The 22,751-nt window shown below is 61.7% G+C and carries 38 protein-coding genes; 2 read left to right on the top strand and 36 right to left on the bottom strand.

The annotated features are described in order from the left end of the window. Positions 1–61: 61 nt before the first annotated feature. The 27 genes from XI02_RS25100 to XI02_RS24970 all read right to left on the bottom strand — a co-directional run bounded on the left by XI02_RS25100 (position 62) and on the right by XI02_RS24970 (position 18,037). Entirely contained in the window at positions 62–949 is an 888-nt protein-coding gene (locus tag XI02_RS25100; protein WP_194483228.1) for a TAXI family TRAP transporter solute-binding subunit, read from the bottom strand. A gap of 189 nt (positions 950–1,138) precedes the next feature. After that, a complete protein-coding gene (locus XI02_RS25095; RefSeq protein WP_028340932.1) occupies positions 1,139–1,528 on the bottom strand; it encodes a hypothetical protein in 390 nt (129 codons plus the stop codon). Positions 1,529–1,592: 64 nt separating this feature from the next. Next, positions 1,593–1,976: a nucleoside triphosphate pyrophosphohydrolase family protein gene (locus tag XI02_RS25090; RefSeq protein ID WP_209944945.1), complete on the bottom strand. Its 384-nt coding sequence runs from the start codon at positions 1,974–1,976 to the stop codon at positions 1,593–1,595. Further along, positions 1,973–2,302, bottom strand: a complete 330-nt coding sequence (locus XI02_RS25085; protein WP_172647841.1) for a hypothetical protein — start codon at positions 2,300–2,302, stop codon at positions 1,973–1,975. The genes XI02_RS25090 and XI02_RS25085 overlap by 4 nt, the downstream gene beginning before the upstream one ends. 180 nt (positions 2,303–2,482) lie before the next feature. Further along, positions 2,483–5,911, bottom strand: a complete 3,429-nt coding sequence (locus tag XI02_RS25080; protein ID WP_194483227.1) for an adenosylcobalamin-dependent ribonucleoside-diphosphate reductase — start codon at positions 5,909–5,911, stop codon at positions 2,483–2,485. Between the two features lie 29 nt (positions 5,912–5,940). Continuing rightward, complete coding sequence (locus XI02_RS25075) at positions 5,941–6,270, bottom strand: hypothetical protein (protein ID WP_194483226.1); 330 nt, start codon at positions 6,268–6,270, stop codon at positions 5,941–5,943. Between the two features lie 198 nt (positions 6,271–6,468). After that, entirely contained in the window at positions 6,469–6,972 is a 504-nt protein-coding gene (locus tag XI02_RS25070; RefSeq protein WP_194483225.1) for a hypothetical protein, read from the bottom strand. A 31-nt stretch (positions 6,973–7,003) separates the two neighbouring features. Further along, positions 7,004–7,234: a hypothetical protein gene (locus XI02_RS25065; protein WP_194483224.1), complete on the bottom strand. Its 231-nt coding sequence runs from the start codon at positions 7,232–7,234 to the stop codon at positions 7,004–7,006. Next, positions 7,234–7,674 (bottom strand): hypothetical protein, encoded by a 441-nt coding sequence (locus XI02_RS25060; protein ID WP_194483223.1) that lies wholly within the window; start codon positions 7,672–7,674, stop codon positions 7,234–7,236. The genes XI02_RS25065 and XI02_RS25060 overlap by 1 nt, the downstream gene beginning before the upstream one ends. Continuing rightward, positions 7,671–8,000, bottom strand: a complete 330-nt coding sequence (locus XI02_RS25055) for a hypothetical protein (RefSeq protein ID WP_172647845.1) — start codon at positions 7,998–8,000, stop codon at positions 7,671–7,673. Before XI02_RS25055 ends, XI02_RS25060 begins: the two co-directional genes overlap by 4 nt. Then, on the bottom strand, positions 7,997–8,257 hold the full coding sequence (locus tag XI02_RS25050) for a hypothetical protein (RefSeq protein ID WP_194483222.1): 261 nt from the start codon (positions 8,255–8,257) through the stop codon (positions 7,997–7,999). Before XI02_RS25050 ends, XI02_RS25055 begins: the two co-directional genes overlap by 4 nt. Further along, the gene (locus XI02_RS25045; RefSeq protein WP_194483221.1) at positions 8,247–8,396 is read right to left on the bottom strand and encodes a hypothetical protein; all 150 of its coding nucleotides are present in this window, start codon (positions 8,394–8,396) and stop codon (positions 8,247–8,249) included. The genes XI02_RS25050 and XI02_RS25045 overlap by 11 nt, the downstream gene beginning before the upstream one ends. Then, positions 8,393–8,833, bottom strand: a complete 441-nt coding sequence (locus XI02_RS25040; RefSeq protein WP_194483220.1) for a hypothetical protein — start codon at positions 8,831–8,833, stop codon at positions 8,393–8,395. Before XI02_RS25040 ends, XI02_RS25045 begins: the two co-directional genes overlap by 4 nt. Next, the gene (locus tag XI02_RS25035) at positions 8,833–9,327 is read right to left on the bottom strand and encodes a hypothetical protein (RefSeq protein ID WP_194483219.1); all 495 of its coding nucleotides are present in this window, start codon (positions 9,325–9,327) and stop codon (positions 8,833–8,835) included. The genes XI02_RS25040 and XI02_RS25035 overlap by 1 nt, the downstream gene beginning before the upstream one ends. After that, the gene (locus XI02_RS25030; RefSeq protein WP_194483218.1) at positions 9,324–9,521 is read right to left on the bottom strand and encodes a hypothetical protein; all 198 of its coding nucleotides are present in this window, start codon (positions 9,519–9,521) and stop codon (positions 9,324–9,326) included. The genes XI02_RS25035 and XI02_RS25030 overlap by 4 nt, the downstream gene beginning before the upstream one ends. A 7-nt stretch (positions 9,522–9,528) precedes the next feature. Continuing rightward, positions 9,529–9,789, bottom strand: a complete 261-nt coding sequence (locus tag XI02_RS25025) for a hypothetical protein (protein ID WP_194483217.1) — start codon at positions 9,787–9,789, stop codon at positions 9,529–9,531. After that, a complete protein-coding gene (locus XI02_RS25020; protein ID WP_194483216.1) occupies positions 9,779–10,501 on the bottom strand; it encodes a hypothetical protein in 723 nt (240 codons plus the stop codon). Before XI02_RS25020 ends, XI02_RS25025 begins: the two co-directional genes overlap by 11 nt. A gap of 15 nt (positions 10,502–10,516) precedes the next feature. Beyond that, positions 10,517–11,473 (bottom strand): YqaJ viral recombinase family protein, encoded by a 957-nt coding sequence (locus XI02_RS25015; protein ID WP_194483215.1) that lies wholly within the window; start codon positions 11,471–11,473, stop codon positions 10,517–10,519. 14 nt (positions 11,474–11,487) lie between these two features. Further along, positions 11,488–12,165 (bottom strand): DNA polymerase III subunit epsilon, encoded by a 678-nt coding sequence (gene dnaQ, locus XI02_RS25010; protein WP_194483214.1) that lies wholly within the window; start codon positions 12,163–12,165, stop codon positions 11,488–11,490. Then, positions 12,162–12,401 (bottom strand): hypothetical protein, encoded by a 240-nt coding sequence (locus XI02_RS25005; RefSeq protein WP_028340920.1) that lies wholly within the window; start codon positions 12,399–12,401, stop codon positions 12,162–12,164. The genes dnaQ and XI02_RS25005 overlap by 4 nt, the downstream gene beginning before the upstream one ends. Then, a complete protein-coding gene (locus XI02_RS25000) occupies positions 12,391–13,338 on the bottom strand; it encodes a radical SAM protein (protein WP_194483213.1) in 948 nt (315 codons plus the stop codon). The genes XI02_RS25005 and XI02_RS25000 overlap by 11 nt, the downstream gene beginning before the upstream one ends. Continuing rightward, complete coding sequence (locus XI02_RS24995; RefSeq protein ID WP_172647852.1) at positions 13,335–13,922, bottom strand: hypothetical protein; 588 nt, start codon at positions 13,920–13,922, stop codon at positions 13,335–13,337. Before XI02_RS24995 ends, XI02_RS25000 begins: the two co-directional genes overlap by 4 nt. Further along, positions 13,900–14,250: a hypothetical protein gene (locus tag XI02_RS24990; RefSeq protein ID WP_028340917.1), complete on the bottom strand. Its 351-nt coding sequence runs from the start codon at positions 14,248–14,250 to the stop codon at positions 13,900–13,902. The genes XI02_RS24995 and XI02_RS24990 overlap by 23 nt, the downstream gene beginning before the upstream one ends. After that, positions 14,250–14,645: a hypothetical protein gene (locus XI02_RS24985; protein ID WP_028340916.1), complete on the bottom strand. Its 396-nt coding sequence runs from the start codon at positions 14,643–14,645 to the stop codon at positions 14,250–14,252. The genes XI02_RS24990 and XI02_RS24985 overlap by 1 nt, the downstream gene beginning before the upstream one ends. Before the next feature lie 115 nt (positions 14,646–14,760). Further along, positions 14,761–15,369 carry a single-stranded DNA-binding protein gene (gene ssb, locus XI02_RS24980; RefSeq protein ID WP_028340915.1) on the bottom strand — a complete coding sequence of 203 codons (609 nt, stop codon included), beginning with the start codon at positions 15,367–15,369 and terminating at the stop codon, positions 14,761–14,763. Between the two features lie 61 nt (positions 15,370–15,430). Next, the gene (locus tag XI02_RS24975) at positions 15,431–16,996 is read right to left on the bottom strand and encodes an AAA family ATPase (protein WP_194483212.1); all 1,566 of its coding nucleotides are present in this window, start codon (positions 16,994–16,996) and stop codon (positions 15,431–15,433) included. Positions 16,997–17,200: 204 nt separating this feature from the next. Beyond that, positions 17,201–18,037, bottom strand: a complete 837-nt coding sequence (locus XI02_RS24970) for a helix-turn-helix domain-containing protein (RefSeq protein ID WP_194483211.1) — start codon at positions 18,035–18,037, stop codon at positions 17,201–17,203. A gap of 113 nt (positions 18,038–18,150) precedes the next feature. On the opposite strand from XI02_RS24970, the gene XI02_RS24965 reads away from it, so the two are divergent. Further along, the gene (locus XI02_RS24965) at positions 18,151–18,762 is read left to right on the top strand and encodes a hypothetical protein (protein ID WP_194483210.1); all 612 of its coding nucleotides are present in this window, start codon (positions 18,151–18,153) and stop codon (positions 18,760–18,762) included. A 247-nt stretch (positions 18,763–19,009) separates the two neighbouring features. Beyond that, positions 19,010–19,729: a helix-turn-helix transcriptional regulator gene (locus tag XI02_RS24960; RefSeq protein WP_155258510.1), complete on the top strand. Its 720-nt coding sequence runs from the start codon at positions 19,010–19,012 to the stop codon at positions 19,727–19,729. An 11-nt stretch (positions 19,730–19,740) separates the two neighbouring features. Here XI02_RS24960 and XI02_RS24955 read toward each other — a convergent pair whose 3' ends face one another. The 9 genes from XI02_RS24955 to XI02_RS24915 all read right to left on the bottom strand — a co-directional run bounded on the left by XI02_RS24955 (position 19,741) and on the right by XI02_RS24915 (position 22,737). Beyond that, on the bottom strand, positions 19,741–20,022 hold the full coding sequence (locus XI02_RS24955) for a hypothetical protein (protein WP_172647857.1): 282 nt from the start codon (positions 20,020–20,022) through the stop codon (positions 19,741–19,743). Positions 20,023–20,110: 88 nt separating this feature from the next. Beyond that, positions 20,111–20,335, bottom strand: a complete 225-nt coding sequence (locus tag XI02_RS24950) for a hypothetical protein (RefSeq protein ID WP_028340910.1) — start codon at positions 20,333–20,335, stop codon at positions 20,111–20,113. A gap of 211 nt (positions 20,336–20,546) precedes the next feature. Continuing rightward, complete coding sequence (locus XI02_RS24945; RefSeq protein ID WP_194483209.1) at positions 20,547–20,741, bottom strand: hypothetical protein; 195 nt, start codon at positions 20,739–20,741, stop codon at positions 20,547–20,549. Positions 20,742–20,751: 10 nt separating this feature from the next. Next, positions 20,752–21,021, bottom strand: a complete 270-nt coding sequence (locus tag XI02_RS24940) for a hypothetical protein (RefSeq protein ID WP_028340908.1) — start codon at positions 21,019–21,021, stop codon at positions 20,752–20,754. Continuing rightward, positions 21,014–21,385 carry a hypothetical protein gene (locus XI02_RS24935; protein ID WP_194483208.1) on the bottom strand — a complete coding sequence of 124 codons (372 nt, stop codon included), beginning with the start codon at positions 21,383–21,385 and terminating at the stop codon, positions 21,014–21,016. Before XI02_RS24935 ends, XI02_RS24940 begins: the two co-directional genes overlap by 8 nt. Beyond that, positions 21,382–21,627 carry a hypothetical protein gene (locus XI02_RS24930; RefSeq protein ID WP_194483207.1) on the bottom strand — a complete coding sequence of 82 codons (246 nt, stop codon included), beginning with the start codon at positions 21,625–21,627 and terminating at the stop codon, positions 21,382–21,384. Before XI02_RS24930 ends, XI02_RS24935 begins: the two co-directional genes overlap by 4 nt. Next, a complete protein-coding gene (locus tag XI02_RS24925) occupies positions 21,627–21,821 on the bottom strand; it encodes a hypothetical protein (RefSeq protein ID WP_194483206.1) in 195 nt (64 codons plus the stop codon). The genes XI02_RS24930 and XI02_RS24925 overlap by 1 nt, the downstream gene beginning before the upstream one ends. Further along, positions 21,818–21,979: a hypothetical protein gene (locus XI02_RS24920; RefSeq protein ID WP_194483205.1), complete on the bottom strand. Its 162-nt coding sequence runs from the start codon at positions 21,977–21,979 to the stop codon at positions 21,818–21,820. Before XI02_RS24920 ends, XI02_RS24925 begins: the two co-directional genes overlap by 4 nt. Continuing rightward, positions 21,979–22,737, bottom strand: coding sequence for a hypothetical protein (locus tag XI02_RS24915; protein ID WP_194483204.1), 759 nt, complete (start codon positions 22,735–22,737; stop codon positions 21,979–21,981). Before XI02_RS24915 ends, XI02_RS24920 begins: the two co-directional genes overlap by 1 nt. Positions 22,738–22,751 lie beyond the last annotated feature (14 nt).

Raw genomic sequence — 22,751 nt, 5'->3', positions numbered from 1 at the left:
GAAAATCCAAATCGAAAAAAGCGGCCGCCCGGGTGAGGGCGACCGCCTGTAGTCCGTGCCGTTACTTCGGCTGGACGAGCTTCGCGATGTCGGGCTTGGCGTTGGCGAAGCCCTGCAGCACCTTCTCGAACTCCGAGCTGTGAGCTGCGATCCAGTCACGGTTGGCGACGAACACGGCATCGACCTGGATGGTGTTGACAGCCTTCGAGCCGAACACGCCGGAGGGCTGGATGCCTCGGTAGGTGCCGGCCGGGATCTCACCGTAGGTGTAGACCTGCTGGCCGCGAGCATCCTTCGCGCCGTTCGCCATGTCGCGGTCATCGGTGCCGACGAGCACGATGCTGTCCGCATACTGCGGCGCCTCGTTCTTGAGGAACGGAGCGTTGAGTGCGGTGATGATCAGCGCGCACTGAGCTTCCGAGCCGTCCGAGACCATGCTGAGCGCGAGGGTGCCGGTCGCATCGGTGGTGCGGACCTTGCCGTAGCGCTTCTTGTCGGCCATGACGAACGCGGCCCAGGTGGTGTTGGCGCCGGAGCCTTCGGGGCCGACCGCGACCGTGTAGGTCTCGTTCAGATCGACCATGCGGGCCGAGGAGTAGGCTTTCCGGTTGCAGATCAGGTTCGCCTGCTCCTGATAGAGCACACCAGCACGCTGCAGGGCCGAGATCGCCTTGGCATTCCTGCTCGAATAGACGAGCAGGGCGTCGGACTGCACGAATGCACCGTCGCACTCGCCGGCCGTGACCTTGTCGAGGTTGTCCAGCGATCCCTTGCTCTCGATGACCTCGATGCCCGAGGCGTGGCGCTTCAGGTGCTGACCAGCAGCGTAGTAGTTCAGCTTGGCGTTGCCGGTGCAGAGACGGAACTTCGTCGCGTCAGCGGCCTGGGCGGTGGTGACTGCCGACAGACCGAGGGTCGCAGCAGCGAGCAACAAAAACAGCTTCTTCATCTCTTCTCCTTTTGCGAGCCCCACCACGGGGCCCGCTCTCCAAAATCGAGACGTTTGCTTTTGAACAAACGTCAGGGCATCAAAAGAACCAGCGGCGGATCGGATAACCGCGGGCGATCTTCACGGCGACGGTGACCACAAAGAAGAGGCCGAATGCGCCGAGGGCGTGGTTGAGGAGGAGCGCTACGATCATGCGCTGACCGGGTTGGGCAACCCCGTCTCCGGATTGTAGGCCTGGTCCGGACGGCGGCTCAGGCGGGTGAGGTCTTCTCCATTCATCGCCAGTCTCTTCATCTCCTGGATGAGGAAGGTGACGCCGACGCCGATGTTCGGGAAATCACCGCCGTAGCTGCGGAAGCCGCTCCAGTTCTCAGGATAGATCTGCGGCGGCTCGTCGAAGGCGGTGGCATCGTGGTTGCGGCGATCGAACACCGCGTCCAGCTGGCCGACGCCGGCCTGGAACAGCTCACCATTCGAGACGTCCACGCGCTCGTTGGCCGGTCCCCACATTTCGTTCTGCCGCGCCAGCTCGTTCACGATGAAGTCGAGGGCGGCCTTTTCTGCTGCGATTGCGTCCAAGTCAGTTAGCTCCCGTTTGCATTGCTTATTTGCATTCAAGCGAACGAATCGTCAAGAGGAAAACTCAACGATCGTCGCCATCTCCTTGCAGTGTGCCGCGATCGACACGCCCGCGCAGTTCCATGATGTTGGCGAGCGCGATATCACCGAGGCTCATGCCCATGCCGTGGGCGAGCGCAGCGAGATACCACAGGTTACCGCCCATCTCCTTGACGATGTCCTGCTTGCGCTTGGGGGTGAGGACGCCGCCGTCGTCCCGGAAGATCTTCTTGACCTTGTTCTGGACCTCGCCGGCCTCGCCGAGGCCCAGCGCCGGGTACCAGAGCTTCATGTCGTCGCCGTACTTGATCGTCCTGATGGACTGTTCCTGGTAGAGGTCGAAGCCACGGATCAGCTCTTCGGCTCTGATCGGCGCCTTCGTGTCGATATCGGTATTCACGATGCTCACGTCTGCTCCTTGAATCGTAGTTCGTCGGCGAGGTCTTGGAACATCCGGACGACGTCTCGCTGGTTGCGACCCGACTGATCGTTCCAGTCGAACGGATGCTTGTGGAGCTGATCCTTGATCAGCTTGACGAAGCGCGCATACGCGCCCCGGTCTTCCTTGCCAGCTGCTCGGCGGATCGCGCCCTCGATGTCGAACGCGCGTGCCTCCTGGCTGAACACGGGGCAGGGCTTACCTTGCCGGTCCCGTGCGCAAGTCTTCTGCGTCCACCGTCCGGGCTTCGAGAAAAGCAACAGGCACCGCTCCGCAATTTCGAGTTCGGTGTGCATTGCGTTTGCTGAACTCCCATTCAAATGACGCAATCCGATTGATGTCGCGGCGACCGAGCCTCATGAGGTCGAACGCCATGGGGACTCTCGACGGGAGGACGACGAAATCAGGCGGCGTGTAGACCGCCTGATCCGTTTCCTTGTCGATGATCCAGAGGCGCTTGTGCCTCTTGGCGACTTTTAGCTGCACCCGGTGGTCTCGCCACACGCCTCGCACTTCAAACAGGTGCCGTTCCGCACCATGGTGAAGCTGTTGCAGTTGCCGCACTCGTCCCCGGTGAAGCCGGACATCTTGGCGACGGCACGCTTGTCGGGAGCCGCGTCAGCGATTTCCTTCTCCTCCGCAGCCGGAGCGGTGATCACGACGTTGTTGATCACCGTGACAGGCTTATCGACGCCAGTGCCCATGGCCGTGTGGTTGCTCTCCTCGGGGGAGACGTGGGCCAGGTCATCGCGACCGAGGTAGTTGATCGCGATGTCCCGGAAGACGAAGTCGACGATCGACGTCACCTGCCGGATGCGGTCGTGCTCCTGGACGAACCCGGAGGGCTCGAACCTGAAGAACGTGAAGGCGTCGACGAACTCGTCGAGCGGCACGCCGTACTGCAAGCCGAGGCTCACAGCGATGGCGAAGGCGTTCATCATCGACCGGAAGGACGCACCCTCCTTGTGCATGTCGATGAAGATTTCACCCAGCCGACCGTCCGGATATTCGCCGGTCCGTAGGTAGACCTTGTGGCCACCCACGATTGCCTTCTGCGTGTAGCCGCCGCGCTTCGACGGGAGTTTCTCCCGCTTGCGCACCAGCTTCTCGACCACCTGGACCAGCGTCTTCGGCGCCTCGGCCGGCTCGTCACCGGTCGGTTCGTCGTCGACGAGGGCAGAGCTGAGCGGCTGCGACAGCTTCGAACCATCGCGGTAGATCGCGTTGGCCTTCAGCCCGAGCTTCCAGGACATCCGGTATGCCTTTGCCACGTCCTCGACGGTCGCGGTGTTCGGCATGTTGATTGTCTTGGAGATCGCACCCGAGATGAATGGCTGCACAGCTGCCATCATCAGGATGTGACCCTCGGTCGCGATGAACCGCTTGCCCAGCTTGCCACACGGATTCGCACAGTCGAAGATCTGGTAGTGCTCCGGCTTGAGACCGGGGGCGCCTTCCAGCGTCATCGTTCCGCACACTTCCGTGTTGGCCTTTTCCAGCTCAGCGTCGGTGAACCCGAGATCCTTCCACTTTGTGAGGAAGCGGATGTCGAACGTCGACTTGACCTGGGCCTCCGGGATGATGATCGACGCAGCCCGCAGGGCTAGGTCGAACTTCGACGGCAGCACGCCCGTGCCGATGGCGTACTTCGAGATCGCGTCGATCTGCGTCTCGGTGTAGCCGAGCTTGCGGAGCGCAGCCGGGACCTGCTGGTTGATGATCTTGAAGTAGCCGCCGCCGGCCAGCTTCTTGAACTTCACCAGCGCGAAGTCCGGCTCGATGCCCGTGGTATCGCAATCCATCAGCAGGCCGATCGTGCCGGTCGGGGCGACGACGGTCGTCTGAGCATTGCGGTAGCCGTAGAGCATGCCGAGATCGAGCGCGTCCGCCCAGATCGCCGTGGCCTTGCCGGCCATTTCGGTCTGGGGCAGAGCGTTCCAGTCCAGCCGAGGCGGACAGATGCTGAGGCCATCGAACTGTGTCGAGCCAGCCTCAGCCGCGGCGTAATGGTTGGACATCACACGCAGCATCGCGTCCCGGTTCTCCGCGAACTTGACGAACGGACCCAGCTCCCGCGCCATCTCGGCGGAGGTGCGGTAAGCCACGCCCGTCATGATCGCAGAGATGGCGCCAGCCATCGCCCGACCTTCGCGGGAGTCGTACGGCAGACCCATTGCCATCAGCAGGCCGCCGAGGTTGGCGAAGCCGAGGCCTGTGGTCCGGTACTCGTAGGAGAGCAGAGCGATTTCCTTGGAGGGGAACTGCGCCATCGTCACCGAGATTTCCAGAACGATCTGGATCAGGCGACAGACGTGGATGAAGGCATCAACGTCGAACTCCCACGGGCCACCTTGCTTCAGGACGTTCTTGCCGTAGAACTTCAGCAGGTTCGCCGAGGCCAGGTTGCAGGCCGTGTCGTCCAGGAACATGTACTCCGAGCACGGGTTGGAGGCGCGGATGCGACCGCCAGCCGGGCAGGTGTGCCAGTCGTTCATGGTCGTGTTGAAGTGCAGGCCGGGGTCGGCCGACTCCCACGCGGCGCGGCAGATCTGATCCCACAGATCGCGAGCAGGGACCGACTTGACGGTCTCGCCCGTGGTCCGCGACTTCAGATGCCACATGTGACCGCTGTCGACCGCCTTGAGGAAGGCGTCCGTCACCGACACGGTGTTGTTCGAGTTCTGGCCCGACACCGTCTCGTAAGCCGGCGACTGCCAGTCGACATCGAACTCCGGGAAGTCGAACGGCTCGCCCATCTCAGCGAGCTGGAGAACGCGCTGGATGTAGCTGTCCGGCAGGAACGCCGCACGAGCCGCACGGATCGCGCTCTTCACGCTCGGGGTCTCACGGCTCTCGCCGTCGCCCCAGGCCTCGTAGATGGCCATCAGGTGCTTCTTGGCAGCCTTGGAGCCTGCCACGAGCGCCGCGACCTTCTTCTCCTCCTCGACCTTCCAGCCGATGTACTCCTCGATATCCGGGTGATCGACATCGACGACGACCATCTTGGCCGCGCGCCGCGTCGTGCCGCCCGACTTGATCGCGCCGGCAGCCCGGTCACCGATCTTGAGGAAGGACATCATGCCAGACGACTGGCCGCCACCGGACAGCTTCTCGCCCTTGCCACGCAGGTTCGAGAAGTTGGAGCCCGTGCCGGAGCCGTACTTGAACAGGCGGGCCTCGCGGGTCCACAGGTCCATGATGCCGCCGTTGCCGACCAGGTCATCCTGGATCGACTGGATGAAGCAGGCGTGCGGCTGCGGGCGCTCGTAGGCGTTCTCCGAGAGAACGGCGCCGTAGCCCTGGTGGGACATGTCATGAGCCCACAGCTCGTTGACGTACCAGTGACCCTGCGCCGGACCGTCGATGCCGTACGCCCAGTTGAGGCCCGTGTTGAACCATTGCGGCGAGTTGGGCGCGAACATCTGCTGAGCCAGCATGAACCGCAGCTCGTCGTAGAACGCGAGAGCGTTGGCTTCGGCATCGCGCAGCTTGAAGGCGTCGCCCTTCTTGGTGCCTTCGGGAGCGAAGTAGCCGCTCTTCCAGCCCCAATAGGTCCAGCAGCCGGCGAGGCGATCGAACACCTGCTTGGCCGAGGTCTCGGAGCCCAGGTGGGCCGACCGGGTATCGGGATCACCGTTGCTGGCGTAGGGCACGGAGCGCTGCAGCCAGACCGGGACCATGTCTTCATGGACCTTGCTGACCTGGTCGGGCACGCCGGCCTTGCGGAAGTACTTCTGGGCGAGCACGTCGATGGCAACCGGAGACCAGTGGTCCGGCACCTCGATGTTCTCCATGCGGAAAACGATCGAGCCATCCGGGTTCTTGATCTCGCTGGTCGCCCGCTTGAACTTGATCTTGTCGTAGGGCGAGTTGACGCCGGCAGTGAAGAGTCTGTCGATTCTCATAAGTGACTGTTTTTCTCGTTGATGTTGACTCAGCCGCCGCGCTTCGCCGAGGCGTACGGGTAGCGCTTGGAGTTATCGATGCGGGTCTCGCGCTTGAGCGGCACGAACTTCACCGGCAGCTTGCCGATCTCGGAGAGGATCTTCTTGATGCGCTCGCCATCGCTCTTCGGATTGAGCACGCGCAGCTGATCGGTGAGGGAGTCGACGGCTGCGCTCTCCTCGCGGGTCAGGCGGCGCCGCGCATGGAGGGCCGTGTAGGAGTTCTCGTAGGTGTACTTCGGCTTCGGAGCAGGCTTCGGTCTGCTCAGGAAGTGAAAGGCCTTCATGAGGCCGGTCAGGATGTCGTTGGCTGCTTCCACTTGGTGCTCCATTTGCATTCAAACAAACGTCAGGGCAGAGAACGAATGCGGCGTCTGATCTGCTGTCGGGTGAAGTTGGAAACGTACGGGGTGCGCGGTGACGATGCGAAAGGCACCTGGGCCCACGATGTCCGGACTCGGAAGTGGACCACGTAGTGTCTTCTGTTCTGGTCGAGATAGAACTCGTCAATCTCGCCATTATCCATCAGCTGCTGCGCCTCCTTCTTGATCTCTCGAACGTGTGCCTTCATGCTTCCCTCTCTTCGGGAACGACCTTTTCGGCCACGCCCGTTTGGGCCGCTTCTCGCGAGGCATCTCCACATCGGGAGCAACCTTCGCCAGCATGCGGCGTCTGAACTCTTCGGTGTCCTTGGCAATGCGCTTTGTCCGCGCGATCTCCGTCACGTCGGAACCACGCTTCGAGGCCTTCGACCCAAAGGTCTTGGCGGCGTGACAGTCGACGTGTTTGGCGAAGATGTGCTCCACGTCGTTTGACGGGGGCACAGTGTCCTTCGCCTCTGGATCCCAGCAGCGCAGCTGCACTGCCGGGATATGATCGAACTCGGTGTCGACGAGCTTGCCCAGGCGTTCACCACAGGACGAGCATTTGCTGTCCTGCCGGATCACCACCTGGAGCTTCACCTTGTCTGGGATCGCTTTTCTAAAACCAGGCGGCGGTGCGAGAGGGAGGGGGGCGTCCATGCGCTTTTCGTATTTGCATTCATGCAAACAGTCAAGCGGCAGGACGACCTTTTTTCTCGTAGGCGGCGAGGCCGGCGTCGGTGAATTGCCCGTCCGCCGCAGCGAAACCCTTGCGGACCAGTGCGATCAGGCTGAGCCGTTCGAGCTTCGTGGCGGCCACGGACCCGATGTCCCAGCCACCTCGATCGCGCCAGTACTTCTGTGCAGGAACCCAGAGATCCATGAACTTCCGCTGTGCCTTCGACAACCGAGGTCTGGTCATCAGTCCCGCTCCGGGTCGACGTAGAAGCGCCACTCCAATCCCTCACGGTGCCACTGGCCGGCGCACACCGGGATGACCTTGTTCGCGGAGTTGAACTCGTTGTCGTTCGCGTGGTCCTCGTCGCCGATCAGCTCGCGCAGCTCCTGGGTGGGGATCAGCGTGCTTGTCCAGACCAGCTCGGTGTTGCCGACCTTGATCTTGGCAAAGTCCGTCAGCGAGTTCTCGATCTGCGAGATGGCGTGACGCAGGTCGGCCAGCTCGGAGAGGTACATGGCGGCGTTGGTTGGTCCGCCGCCGGGGTCGGTGCTGTCGAGACCAAAGCGGCCGATCTTGCCGTAGATCCGCAGGCAGCGGCCGATTACCTCAACGACTTCGCCGGACTCCTCAACGACTCTGGCGACCTTGCCGTCGACTGTGGTGGGTAGGTATCTCGGGTTCATGCGCTGATCTCGATCTTGAGCTTATCGTTGAGGATGGCGTCGACCTGTTCCTTGACGTGCGCTTTGACGCGAACGTTGACCTGGTCCTCGATCATCTTCTCGAGTTTTTTCCGGTTCCAGTGGCCCCAGACCACATGGCTGATAGCCCGGATCACGAAGTTCTCCACTTCGTCCGTGTTGCGGAAGCGCTGGGCGGTTACACCCGTCACTTCCTGCCGGACCAAGGCCTCGATGCCGTCGCGGCTGAGACCCAGCTCGTTGAACAGGATGTTTCGGACCGCCATGTGGATGGCGGCGTGGGACGGGCGGGATTCTGTCTCGCTCATTTCAGGCTCTTCATTTCGATCTTGAGGGTGGTGAGGTTATTGCCGACCAGGTAGGCAAGGATTCTCATGGCCTTGAAGTGCCAGACCCTGGTGCCGTCGGGCTTGACGATGTTGAGCCTGCCTCGCGGAAACCGAGGCGGAGCCTTCCAGCCCTTCGGCGTGGTGAGAAGGATGCCCGCTTCCTCGGCGGGCATTTTGTTGAGTGTGTAGAAGTTGATGTTCTCCACACACTGTCTGACGATGTCGTCAGCGTGCATATGGCACCTTGGTGATCTTGCCGGCGGCGATCCGTCTCTCCAGCATCTTGAAGGCAGCCTTCAGGGAAGGGGCGACGCAGCAGAAGGCGCCACCCCAGAACCCGGTCTCGCCGCAGATGATCGGGCGATAGAACTTCACGCTGCCACCACCTGTGGATAGAGCTTCGCCAGCTCCGTCTTGACGCGCTCGACGACGCGGCCGGAGAAGTTGTCCGGGTGCCGTGGATCGGTGATGATGCCGTCCTCGACCACGACGTCCTGGGCTTCCGTGTGCGGATTGTCAGCGTGCCACAGGCCGTAGAAGTTTCGGATGCCCCGGTGCGCGAACACCAGGCAGCCGGCATGATCCGGCGGCGGAGGACGGTACAGCACCGGACTGAGCGTGAAGGGGAACTTCCAGCTCCACGGATCGAGCCAGCGCCTCAGCGCGACCTCGTCCTTGCGGATGCGCTGGATCACGTCGGCGACGATGCCGTCTTCGTCCAGATACGATCCGAACCAGTCCACGGCCTGCGGCTTCTCGCCCTTGCCGATGCCACGGATCAGGTTGGACAGCTTGTTCATCAGGTTTGCCATTACGCGGCCTCCTCATTGCGCCGCTCTTCGTTGTCGTTCGCGGCCTTGTAATTCGATTGTGCCCTGGCTTCCTTGAGCAGCTCGTCCAGGTCGATGCCCGGGATGATGTGCGCCTGGATGGTCTCCAGCGCGGCGTCGAAGTAGGCCTTGAACTCCTCCTCGCCCATCGCATCGAACGCTGTGGAGGAGGGGATCATGATGATCTCGCCGGCCGTGGTCATGACCGGCCGCACCACGCCGTTGGACAGCAGCAGCGTGTCGTGCAGCGAGTCCTCGGTCGCGAACAGGTCTGTGTTGTGAGTCACTAGGCGGAGGATCACCCGGTACAGGCGATGCCTGGGACCGCTGCGCGGCTGGGCGAATTGCGCCCGCACCGGGACGTTTTCCGGGATCGCCTGGAACATCTCCACGTCGTACGCGGCATGCGGGATCAGGAGCCCGTCCACCTTGCGGACGAGGATCCATTTGTTCTTGGACTTATTGCTCGCGCTCATTTGTCCTCCAGTTGGTACGTTGCCCAGTCCTGCAGCAGCTCCATCCAATCGCGCTGCTCGGTTGGCTTCCACCAGGGTGGCGTCTCTTCCATGCGCCCCTTGACCGTCTGATGGAGGTCGCGAGCCAGCTCCTCCGTCTCGTCATAAGTCAGCGCCTTGATCGCTCTCGCGATAGCGTCCAGCTTGTTGCTCATGTCACTCTCAGATCAGCGATCCCTGACGGGCGCGCTGGTTGGTGGATCTCGGCTTGGGTTGGGGTCTCGGCCTGTCGTCGCGCTGCAGCTGCTCGACCTTCACCCGGCAGGCTTCGACGAGCGTGTCGATCTGGTCCTGGGTGAGGCCGTAGTCCTCGCGGTGGGCCCGTTCGTCGGCCCACCACTGACGCAGCGAGGAGGCTGGACCCTCTGAGATCGAGATCCCCCAGAGGGCCAGCTCCACGTAGGCCGCAGCCTTATCCGGCATGGGCCGCGCGCTTCAGCTCCTGCGACTTGTCGCTGAGCTTACCCATGACGTAGGCCTCGCCGTTCGACGAGAGCTTCTTCATGTCTTCGATGAAGGCCTTGTCGGCGGCGATCTCCATCGCCTGCTTCGTGCGCTCGATGCCGGCGATCTTGTCGGCCCAGAACGTCACGATCTTCTGGCCCTCTTCCTTCGAGACCGAAGCCTCGCGAGCCGGGGGCTTGTCGTCGTTGGCAGCCGGCCGGCGCTCGTCACGCCGATCGTCGCGACGGTCGTTCGACCGGTTGTCTGGGTCCTGGTTGAAGTCGTCGGCTTCTTCGGACGAGTAGGCGTCGCCGTGCAGATCGGCCAGCTTCAGGATCACGCGATCCTTTGCCCGCTTCTCCGCCATGGCGTACGGATACGCCGCCATCTTGCCCTTGACCTTGTAGTTGCCGCCGACCTCGTTCTCCTTCGAGATCAACGCCTCGCCGATCGACCACTCGGTCTTTCCATTGGCCTCGCCCATGACGAGGATGACGGCTTCGTCACGCTCGGCACGCAGGATCTCGGGCTTGGTCCACTTGATGCCGATCGCGGCACCCAGGCGCTCGACGTCCTTATGCTTGACGACGGGCGTTCCCTGGACTTCCCAGATGGAGTCGCGATCGATGTCGACCTTGTGCTTGTCGAAGACGTCGTAGATCTTGTCGAGCTTCGGGTTCTTCCGTGCCATTGTTCTCTCCTGTGATTAAGCGGCTTCGGCCGCGGTGGTGGGTTTGTCGTTGCTGTTGGCGGCCTTGCGGGAACGGGTCGCCTTCGGCTTGGGCTCCGGCTGGGGACGACCAGCGTCCTTGTCGGCCTGAGCAACCGCTGCCTTGTCGATCTTCACGAGCATCTTGCCGTCGCTCGAATAGGAGATCGTCACGCCCTTGCCGCACGCTTCCTTGGCGTCCTGCGGCATCTTCTTCTTGATCGCCTTCTTCGCGGTCTCGTGCGCATCGACGGCGGACTTGGTCTCCACCATCTTCTGCGCGAGGTCGCACCACTCGTTGTCCTGGCTCATGTCGGCGACACGAACTTTCTCGAGCAGCGGGATCTCGATGGTGGGCGTCCCGGGCGTGCGGCCGGTCTGGACGCAATCCCAGAAGTCCTGCTCCGCCTGGAGCATCTTGGCCTGGTAGAAGATGTCGGCCTCGACCTCCATGACGACGTGCTGGGCGGCGCCGGTGATGATCGACAGGTACGAGAGCGGCAGGTCCATCACCATCATGTTGTGCTGGCACTGCGCGTAGTACTTGTCGTAGGCCTTCTGCTTGTCGAAGCCGAAGGGCATCATGAACTTGAACTCGACCATCGCGATGACGGGAGCCTCAATCGCCTTGCGAACGAGTCCGTCGAGGGTCGCGTGAGCCTTGTCCCAGTCCTTGTAGAAGACCTTGTCCTGCTCGTTGGTCACGGCCAGGTTCATCTGGAACTCGAACCAGTCAGCGTTCAGCTGCTCGGTCGTGTTGCCCATCTGGACCAGCAGGATCTCGGACATATCCTCCTGCTCTTGCTCGCCGCGCTTCTCGCGCCACAGTCGCTCAATGGCGCGCTGATCGCCGGACATGATGATCCGCGCGTCCGATCCGCCGAGGGATGTCATGCGGGCAGCGCGAGCCTCATCGCTCATGCCGAGGTGGCGGGTACGACGTAGAAACTGCATCTCACTTCTCCTGTTCAGCGGTATTCCCGCCAGATTGCTTTGTCGCCGAGGGTCTCGACGAAGGCCGCGTGCAAACGCCGCTCCTCGTCGGTCAGCCTGGACGGCAGAGGAACGGGCCGCTGGCGCGCAGCGGGTAGGTTGTCGATGGTCACTTCTTCCTGCTCGCCGAGCAGCGTGAGGCCGTACTGACGGCCACCCCGCAGTTCGACGTAGACTTCGCTCAGCAGCTCGGCGTCGAGGAGGGCGCCATGCAGCTTTCTCCTGCTGGTATCGATGTTGAAGGCCGAGCAGAGACCGTCGAGGGTGTGACGGCCACGCGGGCGCTTCGTCTTCGCCAGCTCCAGGGTGTCGACGATTTCATTCTGGAGCGGTGGCATGTCGAGCCGCTCCAGCTCGTCGTTGATCATCCCGAGATCGAAGGGAGCGTTGTGCGCCACCAGCCGGGCTTCGCCGATAAAGGCGAGGAACTGGTTGACGACCCGCTTGAACGTCGGCTTCGTCTTCAGGAACTCATTGCTGAGCCCGTGGACGGCGAACGCCTCCCGGTGAACCGGATGCGTGGGGTTGACGTACTTGTGGAACGTCTTCCCCGTTGGCAGCCAGTTGTTGATCTCGACGCAGCCGATTTCCACGATGCGGTCGACCTTGCGCTCGATGCCCGTGGTTTCGGTGTCGATGATGATCTCTCTCAAAGCGATCTCCGGGTGATCGGGTCGATCCCGTCGTCACGAAGTTGGGCGAACACCTGGTCTCGCAGCCGATCGGCGAGCGTCTGCGACGAGTCCAGGAGGGCTGAGATCGACAGCTCCACCTGCTCGGGGGAGCCGACGATGAACGACGCCTCCAGCCGGCAGAGACATGCCTCGTGGACACGTCTCGCCGCCTGGAACCGGAGGTAGGCGTCGGTGACTTCCGGGCTACGCGGCATTGGTCGGCGCGTGGACGACTGGCAGGCCACGTCCGATGCTCGGGTGAGCGAGATCGGGGTGGTCCTGCATCCATTTCTGAACGAACCAGAGCTGACCGCAGCCGCCGCCGATCGTGTCCTGACCGGCCGGATCGAACACGCGGACGTCGTAGCCGCGCTCGACCAGCTTGAGGCTGAAGTCCGAGGCCAGCGAACGCTGATGCTCATTGGTCGCCGGCATGCCCTCTGACCGCTCGCAGACGACGCTGACGGTTGCGTTCCAGATCAGCGGATCGAACAGACCCCAGAGGCGCTCGGCGTCCTCGATCGAGGAGTTGCCGTCGTGGGCGCAGTAGTTGAAGAACGGGCTGCGACCGGTGACCTCGTGCCAGATCATGCCTTCGGTCGCGATCTGGAACAGGTTCAGCTTCTTCTTGAAGGGGACCAGCGCGTCACGCGCAGCGTCGGTCGACTCGTGGACCGAGAACTGCAGGCCGATTGTCGGGATCTCCATCGAGATCTCGCGCACCCACTCGTAGTTGATCATCGGCGCCGAGGTCGAGATCAGGAGCGCTGCATTCGGATACAGCTGGTATAGTTGACGGAGCGCCGGGACCAGGCCCTTCGGGTTCAGTAGCGGCTCGCCCATGGACATGAACATGACCTGCAGGCGCTTCATCTCGGACGCCTGGATGCCGGTCTGCTCGATCGAGTGCTCGACCTGGGCGATGATCTCGTCGGCGGTCAGCGACCGGACGAAGTTGTCGCCGGCACCGCAGAAGCGGCAGCCAACCGGGCAGCCCGACTGCGTGGAGCAGCAGATCACGGTGCGGGTGGCATAGTCCGGATACTTGTACAGCACCGACTCCGCGACAGCGGTGCCATTGTCGAACACGAACTTGGCGACGTTCTGTGCGGCGTCGTCGATCCGCTTAACGTTATCCCAGGCAGGTCTCACGAGGTGATTTCCTTGAAGCTGATGCCGTCCGATGGGACGATGCAGAGATCTCTCTTCAGGCCGGCCATGATGAAGCCGGTCGTGCGGGTTCGGATTTCGTAGACAGTCTGCCGGTCGTGGGATTTCCTCGTCGGGCAGTAGAGTTTGTGAACCAGCTCGGAGTCGCCTCCGCGAGCGAGTGCGATGGCGGCTTTGGTGAGCCGATCGGACAGACGAGCTGCGTTGCACCAGCGCATCCAGTCGAGGACACCGAGGGCACGGTCGGTGTCGTTTCGCTGAGGCGAGTACTTCGCCGCGCCATCGAAGGGCTTCATCGAGCTGAAGAGACGAATGCGTTCGATCTCGACCAGCTCGGCGCGGGACATGCCGATCATGTTCCAGCCGCCGGAGCGCTGGCCCGATGTCAGCCAGCGACGCTCCTGGTCAGGCGTCTTGTCGATGACCTCGACGGCCTCGACGAGCAGCTGCCAGATGACATCGCTGTGCCGCGTTTTCTCGCCCTTCAGGGCCCACGCCAGCTCGCCACCATGGGCGAGCCAGCTGAGCGCTTGGATGCGCGCCTCAAGCGGGGACGAGTTGGTCATTCGCCACCGCAGCGTTGCCGTACATCTGACGGCGTCGCGTTGCCCGGTACTCGTAGCAGCCGTAGTGGACCCGCTTCTGCGAGAGCAGGATCTGCCCCTCGCGGGCATCCTTGAGGATGCGGTCAGCGATGACGTTCAGCTGCGCGATGTTCATGCGCTCGACGGTGCGCAGGACATCGGTCTCCGGGATCTCAACCTGGCGGTCGATCTGCAGGTGGCCGGTCCAGTAGACGAGGATGTCGCCGGCAGCGGCCTGCTTCAGCCAGTCGTAATAGTCGGACAGCGCGCCCGGCGAGATGTCGAGAACTGTGGTTTCGGTGTCGGACATCACGCCCCCACCTTGTTCTGGACGAGGGACGTGTACATGCCGACGATGTAGACCATGTTGTCGATGACACCGCCGAGATGGTCGACCGCCTGACGGTTCTCTTCGCGCTCGATCGCGGCCAACTCTTCTTCGCTGATCACGTCGTCGTCTTCGAAGTCATCGTCATCGTCGAAGTTGTCGTCGAACGGGTCGTACGGCGGCTCGGCCGCGCCGGAGCCATCGTCGAAGTCGTCATCGTTCATCGCTTGGACGATCACGACGACCTCAGGCATGTCTTCGAGGCCGAGGCACGGACCATCGGGCGGGCAGTTGCAGTCGGCGATCTGGATGCCGCCGCGGGCGGCCAGGTCGTCAGCGAGGAAGGGGAGCACGGTGGTGAAGAACGGATCTCTCATATTACCTCGGTTTGCATTCAAGCAAATGGAATGACGCGAAAAGGGGCGCCCTGGCACGCACGAACCAAAACAGGGCGCCCCTCGATTTTCCCCGCTCAACGGGGAAGCTCAGCTCTTAGAACGGGATGTCATCATCCATGTTGTCGTTGCCGCGCGCCGGAGCGGAGGAGCGGCTGCTGTTGCCACCGCGGCTGCCGCCACGGTCGTCGTTGCGGCCACCGCGATCATCGTCACGGTTGCGGCTCGACGAGCCACGGTCGTCCCGACCACGATCATCGCGTCCGCGATCATCACGGCTCGACGAGCGGCCACCGCCGTCTCGGTCATTGCCGCGGTCGTCGTTGTCACGGTTGCCACCGCCGCCGTTGCCATCGCGCTCCCAGATCTTCTGGAATGCGTCGGACTGAGCGAACTGCGGGACCACGATCTCGGTCGAGTAGCGGTCGGCGCCGCTCTGGTCCTGCCACTTGCGGGTCTGGATCTTGCCTTCCAGATAGACCTGATCACCCTTCGCCAAGTTCTTGTCGATGAACTTGATGGTGTGCTCGTTGAAGACGACGACGTTGTGCCACTCCGTCTTCTCCTTCATCTCGCCGTCGCGCTTGTCCTTCCAGCGCTCCGACGTCGCGACGCTGAGGTTCGCGACCTCGTTGCCGTTCTGCATGCGGCGGATCTCGGGGTCCTTCCCGAGACGTCCCAGCAGGGTCACCTTGTTAACTGACATGTCGTCGTCTCCTTTTCTGCGTTTGCATTACCATTCCATTTGCATTCAAGCAAGTAGGGAATCAAAAATCTAGCTTCGTGAAGAGGCCGGTCTTCTCGTTGAAGCCGACGTCGACCGAGCCTGTGTTGCCGGCGATGCGCTTGAGACGCACCTTCGGGATGAAGATGGTTCGTTCGTTCGGCGCCTCGTCTGGACGCATAGCGTGGACCACGATGCCGAGGTCCGGCTTGTTCGCCCAGTGCGCCGAGTCCGAGATGTTGTAGAGCCCGGGGACCATCTTGCCCTCCAGCTTGGTCGGGTGCGCTACAACGCAGGTCGCGCAACCGAACCGATTGCCGAACCGCTTCATCTTCTTGATCGCCTTGCCGACGTACTCGGTCAGCGACAGCGAGTTGGGCCGATTGTGCTTCAGCTCGTTCCAAGGGTCGATCATCAGCATCTTCACGCCGTAGCGGAAGACGGCTGCCGCAGCCTTGTCGAGCACGAAGTCCAGATCGACCTCGGTGTCGTCGTTCTCGTCGTAGTCGATGAAGTAGAAGTAGCGCTCGACGAATGCCTCGGCTCTCTTCCGCTCCTCATGCGACCACGCAGCCCGTTCCTTTTCGAGGAACGCAGTCATCAGTTCATTGGCCAGGAACGGCTTCACCGACTTTTCGCCGGAGAACATCGCGATCGGCCACTTGTGTCTCATGGCCAACCGCACCGCGACCTGGTTCATGAAGGTCGACTTGCCGACGTTGGGGATACCGGTGCAGACGATGAACTGTCCCTGGTAGAACTTCATCTTCTCGTCCAGCTCCTTCGAGATGCCGGCCTCGACCATCTCCGGGATCGCGATCTCGGGATAGTCGGACAGCTTGAAGAGACCCTTGACGGGCCACTCCTTGGCGTTCTCGATCAGCTCGCGCACCTTCTCCGCGCCGAGGTACTTCTTGACCTCGTTCAGATCCTTGCACGCTCGCAGCTCGCCGGTCTTCTTGTCGGGCACCACCTCGTCATCCGGGAACTGGACCCAGAAGCATTTGGCGGGGCCGATGCGTCGGACCAGCTCCTTCGCCAGCCGGCGGCCAGGCTCGTCGGCATCTGTTGCGATGATGTGATACTTCACCGCCATGATCCGCTGCATGTGACGGACCATGAACGAGAACTTGTCATCGTCCTCCGGATCGACATCGCTGGCGTCGTCCGGAACATCGATCAGGTTGCCGTTCTTGTCGCGGGCAGGGGGTGCGCCATCGGGGACGGATACGATCGTCTCGTAGCCGGACTCCTTGCCGGCCTGGACGTCGAACTCGCCCTCGACCCAGATCAGCGAGTCCGTGCCGGCTTCCAGGCGTGCCATCGTGTCCTCGTTGAGGAGGACGTCGGCGTTGTAGAGCGTTTTGACGGCGCCCTTCTTCTGCATGAACCGGCGCTCGCCATCCTGCGCCCACCGGTACTTGCAGTTCACCTCGACGCCGTGCTCGTAGTAAGGGAAGCAGAGGACGTTGCCGCGTTCATCCGGCAGAACGACGAGGTTGTCCTGCGAATCTCGCGAGAGACGCCCGCTGAAGGTCCCCATATCCACCGCCATTTCGCTGGTGAGGCCTCTGTCCTCGATCCCCCTGGCGTGCTTCTCGCTTAGCATTCTCGTAGCTGCTCCATGTGCAGTGATGACAGTTCCAAACCACGCCTGAGGCGTCGATCTTGACGCTCAGGCATTTGAGTTTCTTGTGAGCCCCCTTCCGCCTGTGGGAGCAGTTCGGGCAGATGGCGTACTGGGTGCCCATCTTCAGGGATCGGACCTTGATGCCGTTCTCCTGAAGTGCCTTCTCGACATCGACCCCCGCCATCAGATCGCCATCCCTGGTCGACCTCGCGGCCGAGCTGGTGCGCGCTCGGTTTCCCATCGGGCCTGGTTGAGCCAGACCACAGCGGCTGCGATGAACTTCTCGCGGGTCGGATCTTCCCGGACGTCGGCGTTCATCCGATCGGCGTAGTGTCGGAGACCAGCCATCAGGTCCACGAACTCGACCTCGTCCTCGTCATGGATCTTGTCGAGCTTGCGGAGCGCTTCCTTTTTGCTGTCGCCTCGCTTCTTCGGGTAGAGCTTCCAGAACTGATCCCGATAGTCCTCCGGCCACGGCGCTGTCTTGCGCGGCTTCTTCCGGTTAGCTTTGGGTTCATCTGATTGGTTCAGTGTGGGTTCAACTGATAGGTTAGGCGGCACCTCATGCCGGTGGTCACCGGCACCAGATTCCGCACCCACCGGCACGTCGTTCCGGTCCCCACCGGAATCTGATGCCTCTGACTCCGGCATTTCCTGCCGCGGCACGTCGTTCCGGTCCTTATCGTTGTCGTTTGCTGCAGTTTTCCTGGAGCTACCACCGGAACGAGATGCCGGTGGTTCTTCCGACGAGCCGGCAGCAGGCTCCGTCATGTTCAGGTAGATCATGTCCGTGGTATCGCGGCGCTTGACGCGGCGGATCAGGTTCATGTCTTCGAGGTCGGTCATAGCGTTGCGGACTGCGCGCACGCACGCCTCAACCTCGTCGGCGATCCGCTGCTGCGATGGCCAGCACGCACCATCGGCATCGTTCGCTCTGTTGGCGATCGACATCAGCACAGCCTTGCGGAGCGTGCTGCCAGTCTTGATCTTTCTCGCCCAGGATTGCGCGTCGAAGCTCATTCGTTAGTTCCCTTGGATTTGACCCGCTCAGCGGGATCGTGTATTTGCAGTAATGCAAATGAAAATGCAAGCCACGACATTTCGTGCCTGCTCAACTCGAGTCACACACCAGAATGGGTTCTATCCTCGTCGCCGGTCTTGACCCGGCCTTCGCCAATTTCGGCATCGCCAGAATGCGTCTCGACCTCGACAGCCTGGAGCTGTCGCTGGAGGCCGTCAGGACGCTCAGCACGCGAGCGGTCGAGAAGGCAGCACGGAAGGTGGTCCGGAAGAACAGCGACGATCTGCGCCGCGCCAAAGAGCTGCACGATGGCTTTCACGAGGCCATCGCCGGCTGCAAGGTAGCGTTCGGCGAGATCCCGACAGGAACCCAGGGACAGCGCGCCGCCTTAGGCTTTGGCGTAGCGCTCGGCGTACTGGCATCGTGCCCGATCCCGATCATCCAGGTGATGCCAGTCGAGACCAAGATGGCCAGCGTCGGCGATCCCAAGGCCGAGAAGCCGGCGATCATCGCTTGGGCCGCGCAGCGCTATCCGGACACCGAGTGGAAGCGATATCACGAAAACGTGATGTACCGAGGAAAGCGCACGAGGAGCGCAGGCGATTTGCACGAAGACAATGAGCACGCTGCGGACGCTACCGCCGCCTGCCACGCAGGAATCAAAACAGACCAATTCAAGCAATTGATGGCGCTGTGGAAAGCGGTAGGATTTGCAGGAAGCTAACAAATCGTTACTTTCCTGAATGTTTCCATATGGTTCCCTTGGTGGGCCAGACCGAGAACAAAAAACCGTTTGCAATTGAGCGAAACCGGCCTTACAGGTTTGCGTTAGCATCCGTGCAAACGGAGGGAACCAAGTATGTTTTGCATTTTGAATCTTTCTAGACCTCATTAGCCGCGCTGATTTGTCAGCGTTTGCTGATCATCTTAACGGTTGCGCTGCGGAAAGCATGTTATTGGAGGGCCGCCAAGTGTCTGAAGCGGTATTAGAAATGAAAACCCCGAAGAAGATCGTGATCGAGTGGATCGATCACATCCTCGACCGGAAGAAATGGGACGGAACACGTCTCGCGCGTGAAGCAAAGCTCGCGCCTTCCACCATATTGCGCCTACTCAACGATCCTGAACATCCATTTATTCCCACCCTGAAGACCCTGCAGAAGATCGCGGAGGCCTCCGGATATCCGATCCCTCGCAAGGTGACTGAAGCTCTCGGCGCTCCGAAGATGGAAGCACCGGAGAACGGTGAAGAGGAATCCAGTAGCGGGAGTAGTGAGTCTCGCCGGGCTCGTCTGCGGACGTTCCAGGTCGAGCTTCGCCATGTGTCGTCGCTGCCGGCTTCGCTGCAGGCTGCCACGACGTCGGCTCGGCGGGAGGGAACGTATGTTCCTGCTCCGGCCCAGCTGGCGGACGACGAGACTGCGTTCGCGTTCTACATGCCGGACGACAGCTTCGAGCCGTGGGTGAAGTCTGGCACCCTGATGTACGCTACCAAGCGCAGGGATCCAGTGCGGAACGATGTTTTGGTGGTGACCGACAAGAACGAGCGCACCAAACTGCGCCTGCTCCTCGGCATCGATGAAGACGGCCTTCGCATGCTGAAGCAGTTCGGCAGCGAAGAGGAAGAGCGGCTTGGGTTCGACGATATCAAGGATATCGCCATCCTCGTCGGCTTGATCAAGACGATCTAAGGGCAGGGGCCTCAGCCCCCGCCCTCGACATCGAATGTCCTCTCGATACCTGCGACCAGAGCATCAATGCGTGGCACTGATGCCGTCAGGTCGTAGATGTCGAGGCCGTTACGAAGTTCCGTCAGTCGCTTGAGCCAGGCCTCGTCGTTAGCGACCTTCTGGACGTTGACGATGCTCTCCCACTTTTCCTGGTTGATGGAGAGCGTCACCTTCTCGATCTCGAAGTCCAGGAAGTCGATGAACTCCTTGATCGGGATCGCGACCTTGTCCATCGCCGGTTCAATGATCAGCATCTGCTGACATATCTCCTCCAACATTCCGTGGAGGCGGCTCTGGAATCGAGCGTTGATCGGCTGCGGTCGCACAGCCGGCTCGACAGTCCTAGTTTGCTTTTTCGCCATTTGCTGACGCACCTTTCTTCAAGGCTTTCATGCGAACGTTCGTTTCGATCGCCTTGAGATCCTCTTTGGTCGCCCGCCATGGCTTCAGGCCGCGATCGAGCGCAGCCAGGGCCAGGGCGATCGCCTTGGTGGCGCCGCGCAATTCGTATTTGCTTATTGCCTGAGGCGTCAGACCGAGCCACTCGCCCAGCTTCGCATGGGTCAAGTTCCTAGAAAGCCTCCAGGCCCGGATTTCCGTGCCCGAAAGGAATTTCTCGGATGCAGCTCGCCTTCCTGTTGGCATGGTTTTGTTTCCCAATGCACACAAAAACGAACTGCATTTGCGCAGTCGTGACGAGGTGCTGGTGGCACCTTTTCACAGGAAGTGCAAATATTAATGCGGCGTCAATTCGGCAAGGCAGACCTGCCGATCTTAATCACGCCGCATTTGAGATCGGCGCAGCAACGATCCGCGCTGGATGGCCCAGCTTCCATTGCTCTTGAACCACCAGCAGGGCAGACGCTCGCGCTGTCGGCTCACACACGACCTTCCACTTCGGCGGCTTTTCGGTGCGCATAAACGCCACGACAACCACCAACTGTTCGGCCTTCGCTCGATTCCGCTGTTTCATGTCTCCTCTTCTATATCGCCTCCACGAATTTCTCAATCGGGCCGTCCAGCTCGTCGAAGGCGTTGACGATCGAACGGTCGCGCTTGTCATCGACCCAAATCACGATCGTTACGACGACACCTTGTTCACTAGTGTACCGTTCGATCTGGTCGACGACGCCATCCGTGCCGGGCGGCATGGTGTGCTCGATGTCATCGTGGTCTGCTCCCTTCGTTTCGATGAGCGTTTTGATCTTCTGGCCCCGCGTCAGGCCGCGCCACTGTGCCAGTCGCTCAGCCATAGACGATCTCGCCGAGCACGCAGGCCTGAAGGAAGACGTCCGCCGTCTCGGCATCACCGGTCTCTTCGATGATCTCGGCGACGCGATGGGGGTGGTTCTTCATCAGCCACGCCAGGCCATCCTTCACCTTGTCCGGCGTGAAGCTGTGCGTCACGCTGTCCTCGTCGGCCAGCACCTCGATCTCGAAGTCGCCGTCCCAGACCTTCGGGTCGGAATACCACGGGCCCTCCGTTGCCCGCTCTTTGCCCTTCTTCGAGTGGAAGCGTTCGAGCCAGTGGTTCGAGCCGCCTTCCAGTGCGGTGACGATCTGGTCGGCGAGCTGTTGCGCCGTAAGGGCGGGCGCCTCGATGGTGGTCGCAGTCATGATGCAATCCTCTTGATGTAAGCCATGTCGATTTCCCCGAAGCGTCGGGGCATCTTGGCGCGCACAGCTGCGCACCAGTCCTTCTTGGTGGGGATCTCCTTGACCTTGCGGACCGGAGCGCACTGCTCGCAGACCGCGACGTCGGATCTTCTGTGCCAGTGCCTGGTCAGGCCGAAGCAGAAGCAGCAGTTCTCCGCTGGCTCGGGAAAACTGGTGCCGTCATGCACGATGGAGATCGGCATCAATTGGTCACTTCTTCAGCGACCATCTCGTGGATCTCAGGATCCTCGCACTCGTCGCTGCACTGGTGGCAAAGCGAGACGAAGTTGTTGTCGCTCCTCTGAGCCATTTCGATAGCCTCCTCCTTCGAGTTGGCCCAGAAGCGGCCCATGTACTTGCTGGCTGTGACGCAGCCGACGACGCTGTATTGCTTCATGGTTGATCCTGATCTCCGTATCCGTCCTGGTTGCGATCGACGCGCCGATACTCTCGTGCGGTCTTCTGCACTCGGTGGTCCTGGCGGTTGGTGCGGATTACGGTCTCGATGTCGTCATCGTCGTAATCGCGGTCGAGAAGGGTGATGATGCTGAACATCAGGCAACCTCCAGACTCCGGTTGAAGTTGTTCTTGCCGGCGCCGTGGATGGCGATGGTGATGTCGGCATTGGCCTTGGTCCGGTTGCCACCGCACAGCATGCAGGAGGCGCACTGGACGGCCTTGCCCATCTCCGCCGATGCAGGGCAGTGACCCTCGCCCGGGAGCTTCGGATCGGCCTTGCCTCGGACGCGATAGGTGCGGAAGCCGAGAGCCTTGGCGAGCACGCGATCGACCTCGGTGTCGCAGGACGCCATGCAGAAGTCGGCCAGCTCGGGGATCTCGCGCCACATGTGCGTGTATCCGGTGAGGTCGGCGACCTGGCTCAGCGCCGTCTTCCAGACCTTGACCGGCACAGCTCCCGGATCACCGTAGGCGCCGACGCGGACGACCTTGCGAGCCAGAAGCTTCCGGGCCTTGGCGAGCGGCACCTCGGGATATTTGCCGCGTGAGTAAGCGTCCCAGACCACGCGAGGACCGCGCATCAGGGTGACGTAGCAGGAGCGGCCGACGTTGGTCAGCAGACCCGTCTTGTGGTCCCTGACGACCTTGCCGCGGTGAGGGCAGGTGCCGCAGATCGAGATGTCGTCACCGGTCTGCACGGCCTTCATCGGGTTGATGCCGTCGCGCAGGATGTAGATCTGAACCATCGGTCCAGTCTTTGAATTGGAGCCACCGTCCTCGAGTCCGGTGGCAATGCAAATAATCTGCTGGCCGTCGATCACGGACGGGCCGCGGTACAGAACGATGCCGTTCACGGGTCTCTCCTTTG

The sequence above is a fragment of the Bradyrhizobium sp. CCBAU 21365 genome (assembly GCF_015291305.1).
Classification (GTDB): domain Bacteria; phylum Pseudomonadota; class Alphaproteobacteria; order Rhizobiales; family Xanthobacteraceae; genus Bradyrhizobium; species Bradyrhizobium elkanii.
The sequence above is the reverse complement of the archived record's forward strand: the minus strand, read 5'-3'. Positions and strand labels throughout refer to the sequence as shown.